The organism is Escherichia sp. WS2035, assembly GCF_046487065.1.
In the GTDB taxonomy this organism is placed as follows: Bacteria; Pseudomonadota; Gammaproteobacteria; order Enterobacterales; family Enterobacteriaceae; genus Escherichia; species Escherichia coli.
On sequence record NZ_JBJQKD010000010.1, the window covers coordinates 18,012 to 29,906 of the forward strand.

Sequence of the window (11,895 nt, forward strand, 5' to 3'; positions counted from 1 at the left end):
TCCGACATCTTTTGCCTGATGCGTCTTATTTACGCCCCAACCACCTTCGCCACCGCGTGGGCGAAACGATGCATCCCTTCATCGATATCCGCATCTTCCACCACCAGCGACGGCGCAAAACGCATCACATCAGGCCCGGCATTCAGCACCATTACGCCTTCCTCTGCACCCGCATACAGGAAATCACGCGCCCGACCTTTGTACTGTGGTTTCAGCTCTGCGCCAATCAACAGCCCCATACCGCGAATATCGCTAAACACATCGTACTGCTGATCGATCTTCTGCAAATGGTCAACAAAACGCTGGCGTTTCGCCTGAATACCTTCCAGCACTTCAGGGGTATTGATGATATCAAACGCCGCGCCCGCTACTGCACAGGCCAGAGGATTACCGCCGTAGGTGGAACCGTGAGAACCAGGATGAAACGCGGAAGCAATTTCCGCCGTGGTCAGCATGGCGCTAATCGGGAAGCCGCCGCCTAACGCTTTCGCAGAGGTCAGAATATCCGGCGTCACGCCGTAGTGCATGTAAGCAAACAAATCGCCGGTCCGCCCCATCCCGCACTGTACTTCATCAAACACCAATAATGCCTGATGTTGATCGCACAGCTCGCGCAAGCCCTGCAAAAACTCTGGCGTCGCTGCCGTCACACCGCCCTCACCCTGGATCGGCTCAACCACCACCGCACAGGTGTGATCATCCATCACCGCTTTCACTGCGTGGAGATCGTTAAAGGGAACGTGGATGATGTCTGCCGGTTTTGGCCCAAAGCCATCGGAATATTTTGGTTGCCCGCCCACCGAGACGGTAAACAGCGAGCGACCATGAAAAGCGTTATGGAAGGCGATAATTTTGGTTTTGAACGGGCTATGACGCACACAGGCGTAATGGCGTGCCAGTTTAAAGGCGGTTTCGTTAGCTTCCGTGCCGGAGTTCATAAACACCACGCGTTCGGCAAACGTTGCCTCAATCAGTTTACGACCAAGACGCAGCGCCGGTTCATTGGTGAAAACGTTACTGATATGCCACAGAGTTTCGCCCTGGGTTTTTAACGCGTTCACCAGCGCAGGATGGCAATGGCCCAACGCCGTAACTGCAATGCCACCCGCGAAATCGACATACTCCTTGCCTTGCTGATCCCAGATTCGGCTGCCCTGACCTTTTACCGGAATAAACTCTGCCGGAGCATAAATCGGCAGGATCACTTCATCGAAAGTCGCGCGTGTAATTGCTGTTTGTTCAATTGCCATCTCATGATCACCCTGTTACGCATAAACCAATGTGAAATTATAACCACAAAATATGCATAAAAAATCACTTAATAGCAATCAGAAATCAGCGATGCAGGAAATTAGCCAGCAGTTGATGTCCTTGTTCGCTAAGAATACTTTCTGGATGGAATTGCACACCTTCCAGATCCCACTGGCGATGGCGAATCCCCATAATCTCGCGGGTTTCGCTCCAGGCCGTCACTTCAAAGCACTCCGGTAATGAGTCAGGTTCCACCACCAGCGAATGGTAGCGTGTCACGGTGAGTGGATTTGCCAGCCCCTTAAATACGCCCACACCATTATGTGTAATCGGCGAGGTTTTGCCGTGCATGACCTTTGCGGCGCGCACAACTTTGCCGCCAAATGCCTGTGCCATTGCCTGGTGACCGAGGCAGACGCCAAGAATCGGCAAACGCCCGGCATAGTGACGAATAACGTCAAGGGAGATCCCGGCTTCATCTGGCGTACAGGGGCCGGGTGAGATGACAATTTTTTGTGGTTTAAGGGCGTCGATATCCGCCAACGTCAACGCATCGTTGCGCTTAACCAACACATCCGCCCCCAGTTCACAAAAGTACTGGTAGAGGTTCCAGGTAAAAGAATCGTAGTTATCAATAAGCAGGATCATGGCGGCTCCGGTACGAAAGAACCGCGCTATTTTACTCAGATTCCCCGACTTCGCTTACCACTTTGCTAAATATCATCTGCAGCGCGGTGAGATCCCCCATTGCCCCATTCTGATTTGCCTGATTCCAGGCCTCTTTTTCGATACCCTGCCAGCTCAGTTGATATCCGGCATGAATCGCCAGTTGCTCGAAGAAGATCCGCTGTGCCAAACCACTTCCCACCCGGAAGGGATGCAGCACGTTGATTTCACAATAGTAATGCGCCAACCGCTCGACGAATTTATCTTTCTCAAGGCTAGTCAGATACTTCTCTTCCTCCAAATCCTGCATCAGGGCATTGCCCTCTTTTTCGAGATAGGCAAAGTGGCAGAACGGCGTATCTCCCTGATAAATATCAACTTCACGCAGTTGCCCTGCCCAGTCGAAAATATCCTGATACAGCTGGCGATGGATAGTGCGCAAATGCGGTAAACCGCGCACCAGCGGACCAAGCTCAATGGTCGCAGCACGCAGCGCCGTCATTTCGTAAGCGGCCTGTTCCAGCCGCTGCTGCTGGCGGATGTTGAGCTTGTTACGCATGATATCGAGACCCGGGTAGAGATATGGATCGCGCCCTTCGCCGAATTTATCGCTCATAGTGCCTCCTCAGCGCTTCAAGGCGCGCTAAAGCCTCTGCGGCAGTAAGAGTGACTAAAGGCATCTCGACGCCTTCAAGACGGCGACTGGCCTGGAAATTACGATTACGCTGAAGCTCCCAGAGACGGGACTTTTGCTTATCGGTGAGTTTCTTCACTTGATGCCTCCCTGAACGTGTCCATTTGCCACAAGTATAAGCGGCAAATCCGGGTTACGCCGGGAGAGCAGAAGCGCGGGCAAGATTGCCCGCGCGAGAAATCATTACGGCAGGACTTTAGCGGAAAGGATAACTACCGGTTTTGACGGCACATTCTGGTACGGACCAACGTCATGAGTCGGCACCTGGGAAATCTTATCGGCAACGTCCATGCCTTTCACCACTTTACCAAATACCGCGTAACCGAAATCACGCTGACCGTGGTCAAGGAAGGCGTTATCGGCAACGTTGATAAAGAACTGGCTGGTGGCGCTGTCTTTGTCAGCGGTACGCGCCATCGCGATGGTGCCACGCGTGTTGCGCAGGCCGTTATCAGCTTCATTTTTGATTGGCGGGTTTGGTTTTTTCTGCTGCATCTGCTCGGTGAAACCGCCGCCCTGAATCATAAAGCCAGGAATGACGCGGTGAAAGGTCGTGTTGTTATAAAAACCACTGTTCACATAATCGACAAAGTTTTGCACAGACACTGGCGCTTTTTGTTTATCCAGCTCCAGTTCGATGTTACCAGCTGAGGTTGTCAACAATACGTGCGGGTCCCCTTTCGCTGCCATTGCTGCGGGAGAAAGAGCAGAAAGAGCGAAAACAGCAGCCATCGCCGCCAGGGTCGATTTGAACATGAGATTTCCTTAACAAACAGAGCAGAAAAAAAGCAAGTGAAGAGATTCTAAATAGCCTTCAAGAACAAGGCCATCCCTTTACCTAATTTTACGTATCTGAAATATATGTAACCTGAGGATAACTTTTTATTCCGTGATCAAAATCACCTCTTAAAATGCAATTTAGCAACCGATTGCAATAAAACATTTAATCAGATCACAAAATCGCCTAAAATCGCCCGCTCGCGGCATAGCCCGCTATGCCATTTTATTTTTGAACGCAGGCCAATCATGACTAACAGCAATCGCATCAAGCTCACATGGATTAGCTTTCTTTCCTACGCACTGACCGGTGCGTTGGTTATTGTCACCGGGATGGTGATGGGAAATATCGCCGATTATTTCAATCTGCCTGTTTCCAGCATGAGTAACACCTTCACCTTCCTCAATGCCGGCATTTTAATCTCTATCTTCCTCAACGCCTGGCTGATGGAAATCGTCCCGTTGAAAACGCAGTTACGTTTTGGCTTTCTCCTGATGGTGCTGGCGGTTGCCGGTTTGATGTTCAGCCACAGCCTGGCGCTGTTCTCGGCGGCGATGTTCATTCTCGGGGTGGTCAGCGGCATCACCATGTCGATTGGTACATTCCTGGTAACACAAATGTATGAAGGACGTCAGCGCGGTTCACGCCTGTTATTTACCGACTCCTTCTTCAGTATGGCCGGGATGATTTTCCCAATGATCGCCGCATTTCTGCTGGCGCGTAGCATTGAGTGGTACTGGGTTTATGCCTGCATCGGGCTGGTGTATGTCGCTATTTTTATTCTGACCTTCGGCTGTGAGTTCCCGGCGCTGGGCAAACATGCGCCCAAAACGGATGCTCCGGTAGAGAAAGAAAAGTGGGGGATCGGCGTACTGTTTCTCTCTGTTGCGGCGCTGTGCTACATCCTCGGTCAGTTAGGTTTTATCTCCTGGGTGCCGGAATATGCCAAAGGCCTGGGCATGAGCCTGAACGACGCAGGCACGCTGGTAAGTAACTTCTGGATGTCGTACATGGTCGGCATGTGGGCATTCAGCTTTATTCTTCGCTTCTTTGATTTGCAACGTATCCTGACCGTACTGGCTGGTCTGGCTGCGATTCTGATGTACGTCTTTAACACCGGAACACCGGCACATATGGCGTGGTCAATTCTCGCCCTGGGCTTCTTCTCCAGCGCGATCTATACCACCATCATCACCCTGGGTTCACAGCAGACCAAAGTACCGTCGCCAAAACTGGTTAACTTTGTCCTGACCTGCGGGACCATCGGTACTATGTTGACCTTTGTGGTTACCGGCCCGATTGTTGAACATAGTGGTCCGCAGGCGGCGCTGCTGACGGCAAACGGTCTGTACGCTGTCGTCTTTGTGATGTGCTTCCTGTTAGGTTTCGTCAGCCGTCACCGTCAGCATAACACCCTGACCTCTCATTAATTGTTCATGCCGGGCGGCACTATCGTCGTCCGGCCTTTTCCTCTCTTACCCTGCTACGTGCATCTATTTCTATAAACCCGTTCAATTTGTCTGTTTTTTGCACAAACATGAAATATCAGACAATTCCGTGACTTAAGAAAATTTATACAAATCAGCAATATACCCCTTAAGGAGTATATAAAGGTGAATTTGATTTACATCAATAAGCGGGGTTGCTGAATCGTTAAGGTAGGCGGTAATAGAAAAGAAATCGAGGCAAAAATGAGCAAAGTCAGACTCGCAATTATCGGTAACGGTATGGTCGGCCATCGCTTTATCGAAGATCTTCTTGATAAATCTGATGCGGCCAACTTTGATATTACCGTTTTCTGTGAAGAACCGCGCATCGCTTATGACCGCGTACACCTCTCGTCTTACTTCTCTCACCACACCGCCGAAGAGCTGTCGCTGGTGCGCGAAGGCTTCTACGAGAAACACGGCATCAAAGTTCTGGTCGGCGAACGCGCTATCACCATCAACCGTCAGGAGAAGGTGATTCACTCCAGCGCCGGACGTACCGTTTTTTATGACAAGCTGATCATGGCGACCGGTTCCTACCCGTGGATCCCGCCAATCAAAGGTTCTGATACTCAGGACTGCTTTGTCTATCGCACTATTGAAGACCTCAACGCCATTGAATCCTGCGCCCGTCGCAGCAAACGCGGTGCCGTTGTTGGTGGCGGCCTGTTAGGTCTGGAAGCCGCTGGCGCGCTGAAAAACTTAGGCATTGAAACCCACGTTATCGAATTTGCCCCTATGCTGATGGCGGAACAGCTTGATCAGATGGGCGGCGAGCAGCTGCGTCGCAAAATCGAAAGTATGGGCGTGCGCGTTCACACCAGCAAAAACACTCTTGAGATTGTGCAGGAAGGTGTTGAAGCGCGTAAAACCATGCGTTTTGCCGACGGCAGCGAACTGGAAGTCGACTTTATCGTCTTCTCTACCGGTATCCGTCCGCGCGATAAGCTGGCAACCCAGTGTGGTCTGGACGTTGCTCCGCGTGGGGGTATCGTCATAAATGATTCCTGCCAGACTTCCGATCCGGATATCTACGCCATCGGTGAATGCGCAAGCTGGAACAACCGTGTATTTGGTCTGGTAGCACCAGGCTACAAAATGGCGCAGGTCGCCGTTGACCATATTCTTGGTAGCGAAAACGCCTTTGAAGGTGCAGACCTTAGCGCCAAGCTGAAACTGCTGGGCGTAGACGTAGGCGGTATTGGTGATGCGCACGGTCGCACGCCTGGCGCACGTAGCTACGTTTACCTCGACGAAAGCAAAGAGATCTACAAACGCCTGATTGTCAGCGAAGACAACAAAACCCTGCTCGGTGCGGTACTGGTGGGCGATACCAGCGACTACGGCAACCTGCTGCAACTGGTGCTGAACGCTATCGAACTGCCGGAAAACCCGGATTCTCTGATTCTGCCGGCGCACTCGGGTAGCGGTAAGCCGTCTATCGGTGTTGATAAACTGCCGGACAGCGCGCAAATCTGCTCCTGCTTCGACGTCACCAAAGGCGACCTGATTGCTGCTATCAACAAAGGCTGCCACACCGTTGCGGCGCTGAAAGCCGAAACCAAAGCCGGTACGGGCTGCGGCGGTTGTATTCCGCTGGTCACTCAGGTACTGAACGCGGAACTGGCGAAACAGGGTATCGAAGTTAACAACAACCTGTGTGAACACTTTGCTTATTCGCGTCAGGAACTGTTCCATTTGATCCGCGTTGAAGGCATTAAAACCTTCGAAGAACTGCTGGCGAAACACGGCAAAGGTTACGGTTGTGAAGTTTGTAAACCGACCGTCGGTTCGCTGCTGGCCTCCTGCTGGAACGAATACATTCTGAAGCCGGAACATACTCCGCTGCAGGATTCTAACGACAACTTCCTCGCTAACATCCAAAAAGACGGCACCTACTCGGTGATCCCGCGTTCTCCGGGTGGTGAAATCACCCCGGAAGGGCTGATGGCAGTGGGTCGTATCGCGCGTGAATTTAATCTCTACACCAAAATCACCGGCTCCCAGCGCCTGGCGATGTTTGGCGCACAGAAAGACGATCTGCCGGAGATCTGGCGTCAGCTGATTGAAGCAGGTTTCGAAACCGGTCATGCCTATGCGAAAGCACTGCGTATGGCGAAAACCTGCGTGGGTAGCACCTGGTGCCGCTATGGCGTTGGCGACAGCGTCGGCCTCGGCGTGGAACTGGAAAATCGCTACAAAGGCATCCGTACGCCGCACAAAATGAAGTTCGGTGTCTCCGGCTGTACCCGTGAATGTTCAGAAGCTCAGGGTAAAGACGTGGGTATTATCGCCACTGAAAAAGGCTGGAACCTGTATGTTTGCGGTAACGGCGGCATGAAACCGCGTCATGCGGATCTGCTGGCAGCGGATATCGATCGCGAAACGCTGATTAAATATCTTGACCGCTTCATGATGTTCTACATCCGTACTGCCGACAAACTGACGCGTACCGCGCCGTGGTTAGAAAACCTCGAAGGTGGCATCGATTACCTGAAAGCGGTGATCATTGACGACAAACTGGGGCTGAACGCACATCTGGAAGAAGAGATGGCGCGCCTGCGTGAAGCGGTAGTGTGTGAGTGGACTGAAACGGTCAATACCCCGTCTGCGCAGACTCGCTTCAAACACTTCATCAACAGCGACAAGCGTGACCCGAACGTGCAGATGGTGCCAGAGCGCGAACAGCACCGTCCGGCAACGCCGTATGAACGTATCCCGGTAACTCTGGTGGAGGACAACGCATGAGCCAGTGGAAAGACATCTGCAAAATCGATGACATCCTGCCTGAAACCGGCGTCTGCGCGCTGTTAGGTGACGAACAAGTAGCAATTTTCCGCCCGTATCACAGCGACCAGGTGTTTGCGATCAGCAACATCGATCCGTTCTTCGAGTCCAGCGTGCTGTCACGCGGGCTGATTGCGGAACACCAGGGCGAGCTGTGGGTCGCCAGCCCGCTGAAAAAGCAGCGTTTTCGCTTAAGCGACGGCTTGTGCATGGAAGACGAACAGTTTTCCGTCAAGCATTACGACGCGCGAGTGAAAGACGGCGTGGTGCAGCTGCGCGGTTAATATTTTAACGGGAGGCGCAATGCCTCCCCCTTTTTGCATGGTCCTGTAATAACCTTCGGTATATTGCAGGACATTTTTTAAACTTTTTGTTTTATTTTTTGTTTTTATTTTTTAAAGGATAATCAAATGTTTACAGACACTATTACTAAGTGTGCGGCTAACGCTGCGCGCATTGCACGCCTGTCGGCAAATAACCCGCTCGGCTTTTGGGTCAGCTCCGCCATGGCGGGCGCGTATGTGGGTCTTGGGATCATCCTGATTTTCACGCTCGGTAATTTGCTCGACCCGTCCGTACGTCCTCTGGTGATGGGTGCGACCTTTGGTATCGCCTTAACGCTGGTGATTATCGCCGGTTCTGAACTGTTCACCGGACACACCATGTTCCTCACCTTTGGAGTGAAAGCGGGCACTATCAGCCACGGGCAAATGTGGGCAATCCTGCCGCAAACCTGGCTGGGTAACCTGGTCGGTTCCGTCTTTGTTGCCATGCTCTATAGCTGGGGTGGCGGTAGCCTGCTGCCGGTCGATACCAGCATCGTTCACTCCGTCGCGCTGGCTAAAACCACTGCACCGGCAATGGTACTGTTCTTCAAAGGTGCATTGTGTAACTGGCTGGTTTGCCTGGCAATCTGGATGGCGCTGCGCACTGAAGGGGCGGCGAAATTTATCGCTATCTGGTGGTGTTTGCTGGCATTTATCGCGTCCGGCTACGAGCACTCCATCGCTAACATGACGCTGTTCGCCCTCTCCTGGTTCGGCAACCACAGCGAAGCCTACACGCTGGCGGGTATTGGTCATAACCTGCTGTGGGTGACGCTGGGTAATACTTTATCGGGTGCCGTATTCATGGGATTGGGTTATTGGTATGCTACGCCGAAAGCGAATCGTCCGGTTGCGGACAAATTTAATCAAACTGAAACGGCTGCCGGTTAATTATTAAGGGGTTTTTACGTGGATCATTTGCCTATATTTTGCCAATTACGCGATCGCGACTGTCTGATTGTCGGCGGTGGTGATGTCGCGGAACGCAAAGCAAGGTTGCTGTTAGACGCAGGCGCTCGCTTAACGGTGAATGCATTAGCGTTTATTCCACAGTTCACCGCATGGGCAGATGCAGGCATGTTAACCCTCGTCGAAGGGCCATTTGATGAAAGCCTTCTCGACACCTGCTGGCTGGCGATTGCAGCGACGGATGATGACGCGCTTAACCAGCGCGTCAGCGAAGCCGCTGAAGCTCGTCGCATCTTCTGTAACGTGGTCGATGCGCCGAAAGCCGCCAGCTTTATTATGCCGTCGATTATTGACCGCTCGCCGCTCATGGTAGCGGTCTCCTCTGGCGGCACCTCTCCGGTTCTGGCGCGCCTGTTGCGCGAAAAACTCGAATCACTGCTGCCGTTACATCTGGGCCAGGTAGCGAAATACGCCGGGCAATTACGCGGGCGAGTGAAACAACAGTTCGCCACGATGGGTGAGCGTCGCCGTTTCTGGGAGAAATTGTTCGTTAATGACCGCCTGGCGCAGTCGCTGGCCAACAACGATCAGAAAGCCATTACTGAAACCACCGAACAGTTAATCAATGAACCGCTCGATCATCGCGGTGAAGTGGTGCTGGTTGGTGCAGGTCCGGGCGATGCCGGGCTGCTGACACTGAAAGGTCTGCAACAAATTCAGCAGGCAGATGTGGTGGTCTACGACCGTCTGGTTTCTGACGATATTATGAATCTGGTACGCCGCGATGCTGATCGCGTTTTCGTCGGCAAACGCGCGGGATACCACTGCGTACCGCAGGAAGAGATTAACCAGATCCTGCTGCGGGAAGCGCAAAAAGGCAAACGCGTGGTGCGGCTGAAAGGCGGCGATCCGTTTATTTTTGGCCGTGGTGGCGAAGAGCTGGAAACACTGTGCAACGCGGGTATTCCATTCTCGGTGGTTCCGGGTATTACCGCAGCCTCTGGTTGCTCTGCCTATTCGGGTATTCCGCTCACGCATCGCGATTATGCCCAGAGCGTACGCTTAATTACTGGACACTTAAAAACCGGTGGCGAGCTGGACTGGGAAAACCTGGCGGCAGAAAAACAGACGCTGGTGTTTTATATGGGGCTGAATCAGGCTGCAACTATTCAGCAAAAGCTGATTGAATACGGTATGCCTGGTGAAATGCCGGTAGCAATTGTCGAAAACGGAACGGCAGTCACGCAGCGCGTGATTGACGGTACGCTCACGCAGCTGGGCGAACTGGCGCAGCAAATGAACAGTCCATCGCTAATTATTATTGGTCGGGTTGTTGGCCTGCGCGATAAATTGAACTGGTTCTCTAACCATTAATTTAACCAGGGCCAGAGAAGTCTGGCCTTTTTCGTTTACAACTCTCTTTATATATTCAGCAGATAAAAATATAACCCCTTAATAAATATTGTCTGCTAATGGGTTATATTCACCGTTACAGCAACTTACAAAATTAAGCCAATCGCTCACTGACGCTAATTGAATATTCCTGTATCGTTCTTAATGAGCAGTCTGCTTATATTCATATAATCAATGAATATTAATTAATATATAATACATAGGGAATGTAAATGAACAAATTTATTAAAGTTGCACTGGTAGGCGCAGTACTGGCTACGTTAACTGCATGTACTGGTCATATTGAAAACCGTGATAAGAACTGCTCTTACGACTACCTGCTGCACCCGGCAATTTCTATTTCTAAAATCATTGGCGGTTGCGGTCCGACTGCACAGTAAGTCTCTGACAGAAATCGGCTAACGCCGGTTTAATTGCCTGACGCCCTCGGAGTTATCCGAGGGCGTATTTGTTTCTGCATTCTTTTCGAAAATATCGTTTACAACGATTAAATGCTGGCAATACTTTCACGCAAGATCCGCAATATCGTCTCTTCACCGCCGCGATTTGGGTTAATGCGAATCGCGCAATGTTCTAACTGCGGATTCGCCTGGCGAAACGTTCCGGAAAGTCGATAAAAGAGCGGCGGGATTTCATATTTCGACTCTGCACCAACCGGGTAAGGCAAGGCACCGAGTTTCTGCGCCTCTTCCAGCACTCTGGCGGCAATCGGCTGATGAAACTCCACAATCAATACCTTCGACTGTGCATTGGCAATGACGGCGCTTTTCACTTCCGCCACCGCGCCGCCGTTAAGCAAAGCCAGCAACCGTTCAGATACCCCCGCCTGCACCGCGTGCATCACTGGCGCGAGCACCAGACCACGCAACACCTCTAATGCCTGCGCCCCCTGAATCTGACTGCCGCCGGAATAGAGCGTGGCGCGAATCCGGCTAATAACATCGGCATCGCCTACCACCGCACCAACGCCCTCTGGCCCAAATAGCTTGAAGCAGGAAAATGTCGACACATTCGCCCCGCATTCGCAGCCGATTCGCGCTACCTTCATCACCGCATAGTTGTCATCGGTTAACGCTGGAACACCTGCCGCGCGCAACGTTGCCAGCACGTCTGCCAGCACATAGCGGTCCTGCGGCTGCTGGCGCGTATGCTGCACCAGCGCGGCATCAGGTTGTTGCTCGTCAACAACCTGCTTCAGTGCCGACAGATCATTGAAATCAGCCGTAATGAGCGTTAGCCCCATCTGCTCAATAATGACGCGCGTCGTTGGATAAACCGGCGCGTCATGCACCAGAAGACGCTGCCCCGATTTGAGCAAAGCTGCCAGCGCCGCACGGATCGCGCCAGTACCCGCGCCCTGTACCAGCGCCGCGGCCTGTGCGTGAAACGCGTCAGCCAGCACCTGTTCCACACGCTGGGTAATGCGGGGCTGATTTAGCCCCGGCGTTAAGCCCAAATCACCGCAGGTAAGAAACTCGCTGCCAGGAAAATGACGGCAAATCGTGTCCACCAGCGCAAACTGCTTTTGCTGCGCCTCAATAAGCGTCAGGCTTTGCAGAGGAAACGTCTTCATAGGTGCCTTCC

General features: G+C 52.3%; 12 protein-coding genes. 6 read left to right on the forward strand and 6 right to left on the reverse strand.

Translation table 11 applies throughout. The annotated features are described in order from the left end of the window. Positions 1–29: 29 nt before the first annotated feature. From argD to ppiA, 5 genes are all read right to left on the reverse strand, one after another. Positions 30–1,250, reverse strand: a complete 1,221-nt coding sequence (argD, locus tag ACJHX4_RS16840) for a bifunctional acetylornithine/succinyldiaminopimelate transaminase (RefSeq protein WP_000963794.1) — start codon at positions 1,248–1,250, stop codon at positions 30–32. Positions 1,251–1,335: 85 nt separating this feature from the next. Beyond that, a complete protein-coding gene (pabA, locus tag ACJHX4_RS16845) occupies positions 1,336–1,899 on the reverse strand; it encodes an aminodeoxychorismate synthase component 2 (RefSeq protein WP_000601853.1) in 564 nt (187 codons plus the stop codon). Between the two features lie 31 nt (positions 1,900–1,930). Beyond that, a complete protein-coding gene (locus tag ACJHX4_RS16850) occupies positions 1,931–2,533 on the reverse strand; it encodes a putative adenosine monophosphate-protein transferase Fic (RefSeq protein WP_001280613.1) in 603 nt (200 codons plus the stop codon). After that, positions 2,523–2,690 carry a YhfG family protein gene (locus tag ACJHX4_RS16855; RefSeq protein ID WP_000736858.1) on the reverse strand — a complete coding sequence of 56 codons (168 nt, stop codon included), beginning with the start codon at positions 2,688–2,690 and terminating at the stop codon, positions 2,523–2,525. The genes ACJHX4_RS16850 and ACJHX4_RS16855 overlap by 11 nt, the downstream gene beginning before the upstream one ends. 104 nt (positions 2,691–2,794) lie before the next feature. Next, positions 2,795–3,367, reverse strand: coding sequence for a peptidylprolyl isomerase A (ppiA, locus tag ACJHX4_RS16860; protein WP_000477225.1), 573 nt, complete (start codon positions 3,365–3,367; stop codon positions 2,795–2,797). A 270-nt stretch (positions 3,368–3,637) separates the two neighbouring features. On the opposite strand from ppiA, the gene tsgA reads away from it, so the two are divergent. The 6 genes from tsgA to ACJHX4_RS16890 all read left to right on the forward strand — a co-directional run bounded on the left by tsgA (position 3,638) and on the right by ACJHX4_RS16890 (position 10,691). After that, a complete protein-coding gene (tsgA, locus tag ACJHX4_RS16865; protein WP_000185247.1) occupies positions 3,638–4,819 on the forward strand; it encodes an MFS transporter TsgA in 1,182 nt (393 codons plus the stop codon). 261 nt (positions 4,820–5,080) lie between these two features. Next, positions 5,081–7,624, forward strand: coding sequence for an NADPH-nitrite reductase large subunit (gene nirB / locus ACJHX4_RS16870; protein ID WP_000049213.1), 2,544 nt, complete (start codon positions 5,081–5,083; stop codon positions 7,622–7,624). Further along, positions 7,621–7,947: a nitrite reductase small subunit NirD gene (gene nirD, locus ACJHX4_RS16875; protein WP_000084762.1), complete on the forward strand. Its 327-nt coding sequence runs from the start codon at positions 7,621–7,623 to the stop codon at positions 7,945–7,947. Before nirB ends, nirD begins: the two co-directional genes overlap by 4 nt. 126 nt (positions 7,948–8,073) lie before the next feature. Next, positions 8,074–8,880, forward strand: a complete 807-nt coding sequence (nirC, locus tag ACJHX4_RS16880) for a nitrite transporter NirC (protein ID WP_000493588.1) — start codon at positions 8,074–8,076, stop codon at positions 8,878–8,880. Positions 8,881–8,898: 18 nt separating this feature from the next. Then, positions 8,899–10,272 (forward strand): siroheme synthase CysG, encoded by a 1,374-nt coding sequence (cysG, locus tag ACJHX4_RS16885; protein ID WP_000349860.1) that lies wholly within the window; start codon positions 8,899–8,901, stop codon positions 10,270–10,272. 251 nt (positions 10,273–10,523) lie between these two features. Then, positions 10,524–10,691, forward strand: coding sequence for a YhfL family protein (locus ACJHX4_RS16890; protein ID WP_001031834.1), 168 nt, complete (start codon positions 10,524–10,526; stop codon positions 10,689–10,691). Between the two features lie 107 nt (positions 10,692–10,798). Here the strand turns inward: ACJHX4_RS16890 and ACJHX4_RS16895 are convergent, their stop codons facing one another. Continuing rightward, positions 10,799–11,884, reverse strand: coding sequence for an aminotransferase class I/II-fold pyridoxal phosphate-dependent enzyme (locus ACJHX4_RS16895; RefSeq protein ID WP_000847198.1), 1,086 nt, complete (start codon positions 11,882–11,884; stop codon positions 10,799–10,801). Positions 11,885–11,895 lie beyond the last annotated feature (11 nt).

Excerpts from the sequence above, each read along its gene's own strand:
- pabA (WP_000601853.1), bottom strand. The coding sequence starts at position 1,899 with ATGATCCTGCTTATTGATAACTACGATTCTTTTACCTGGAACCTCTAC.
- argD (WP_000963794.1), bottom strand. The coding sequence starts at position 1,250 with ATGGCAATTGAACAAACAGCAATTACACGCGCGACTTTCGATGAAGTG.
- tsgA (WP_000185247.1), top strand. The coding sequence starts at position 3,638 with ATGACTAACAGCAATCGCATCAAGCTCACATGGATTAGCTTTCTTTCC.
- nirD (WP_000084762.1), top strand. The coding sequence starts at position 7,621 with ATGAGCCAGTGGAAAGACATCTGCAAAATCGATGACATCCTGCCTGAA.
- nirC (WP_000493588.1), top strand. The coding sequence starts at position 8,074 with ATGTTTACAGACACTATTACTAAGTGTGCGGCTAACGCTGCGCGCATT.
- ACJHX4_RS16850 (WP_001280613.1), bottom strand. The coding sequence starts at position 2,533 with ATGAGCGATAAATTCGGCGAAGGGCGCGATCCATATCTCTACCCGGGT.
- nirB (WP_000049213.1), top strand. The coding sequence starts at position 5,081 with ATGAGCAAAGTCAGACTCGCAATTATCGGTAACGGTATGGTCGGCCAT.
- ppiA (WP_000477225.1), bottom strand. The coding sequence starts at position 3,367 with ATGTTCAAATCGACCCTGGCGGCGATGGCTGCTGTTTTCGCTCTTTCT.
- ACJHX4_RS16890 (WP_001031834.1), top strand. The coding sequence starts at position 10,524 with ATGAACAAATTTATTAAAGTTGCACTGGTAGGCGCAGTACTGGCTACG.
- ACJHX4_RS16895 (WP_000847198.1), bottom strand. The coding sequence starts at position 11,884 with ATGAAGACGTTTCCTCTGCAAAGCCTGACGCTTATTGAGGCGCAGCAA.